This is a genomic window from Vibrio sp. Vb1574 (genome assembly GCF_033338675.1).
Genome location: NZ_JAWOTC010000221.1, coordinates 1 through 1,366 on the forward strand (window position 1 = coordinate 1; position 1,366 = coordinate 1,366).

Below are 1,366 nucleotides of genomic sequence, written 5' to 3' on the forward strand. Positions count from 1 at the left end.
ATGAGTTGATTCCAAAACTCAACGAGATGGAAGGTGAGAAAGTGGCAAAAGTGAAAGTGGGTCTGTATGAGCCCATTCGCGACGGCATGCTTGTGAATCTCTTCCTTGAATCTATCCCTCAATTAACGCTTCGACTGGATGCGAACCGCGCTTGGACTCCCGAAAAAGCGCAGCAGTTTGCTAAGTACATTACACCGTCTCTTCGCCAACGAATTACGTTTTTGGAAGAGCCATGCCGAGCTCCAGGCGACAGCATGTCTTTTGCCATTAATACTGGTATCGCGATTGCTTGGGATGAAACGCTGCAAGATGCCGTTCGTCGAGAAGACTTTAGCCTTGAAGATCTGACAGGCGTGAAAGCGATCATTATCAAACCGACATTAATCGGCTCCGTCGACTTCTGCATTAAATTGATCGAAAAAGCAAAAGCGTTAGGTATGAAAGCGGTGATCAGCTCAAGCATTGAGTCGAGCCTTGGCTTGAACCAATTAGCACGTTTGGCGCAATGGCAGTTGGCTGAGGAAGTGCCTGGTTTGGACACTATCGGGTTGTTCAAAGCGCAGCTAGAGCAAGGTTGGCCAAAGTGCGAACTTCCTGTGCTTCCTTTGTCTGAGCAGGAGTTAGTGTGGCATTCAGCATAGAGCCATTCTCTACAGAAAATAGTGCGATTCCACCTTGGAAGTATTGGGCTCAAACGAGCCCTTTTTCTATTGCACTCGCAACACCTCAAGAAACATTGAATTGGCAACAGCTCTCGCTTCGTGTTACTCAATACGCGCAATCGCTCTTGCAGCAAGGTGTTACGCGCGATGAGGTGGTGACTCTGGTAGGGAAGAACCAAGTTGAAACAGTACTGTTTTATTTAGCGGCGCAACAGTTAGGCGCCATCACCGCGTTGACTATGCCTCAGCCAATCGAGGCGCTACAAGGTAAGCTCTGCACACTGTACGGCGATCATCAAACACGTTTTGTTTGGTTAACTCCGGAGTGTGAGTTCGCTTACTCTGGCGAAGATAAAGCAGCATTAAATGCGATTTTTCTCATTTTGCCTACGGTAGATACCGTGGTTGAAAACACTGAGGACGACTATCAGCATGACAGGTTGGCTTCGATCGTGTTTACCTCAGGCTCAACGGGGGCACCTAAAGCGGTGGTGCATACTCATCGACAGCACCTCGCTTCGGCAGAGGGATTACTATGTGAGTTCACCTTCCATCAACAAGATACTTGGCTGTTGTCGCTCCCACTTTATCATGTTTCCGGCCTTGCGATTGTCTATCGCTGGTTGTTTGTTGGCGCAACGTTGAAAATCGGCACGGGAAGACTGGCAGACGATATCCTCGCGGTTTCACACGCCTCTTTAGTG

Annotated in this window: 2 protein-coding genes; both read left to right on the forward strand. The window is 48.7% G+C overall.

Features of this window, described 5'->3' with window-relative positions:
* On the forward strand, window positions 1-641 hold a 641-nt coding region (menC, locus tag R7O12_RS24980), incomplete at its 5' end, for an o-succinylbenzoate synthase (protein ID WP_318126746.1).
* Window positions 626-1,366, forward strand: a 741-nt coding sequence (locus R7O12_RS24985) for an AMP-binding protein (protein ID WP_318126747.1), incomplete at its 3' end; no start/stop codon positions are given. The genes menC and R7O12_RS24985, both read left to right, overlap by 16 nt.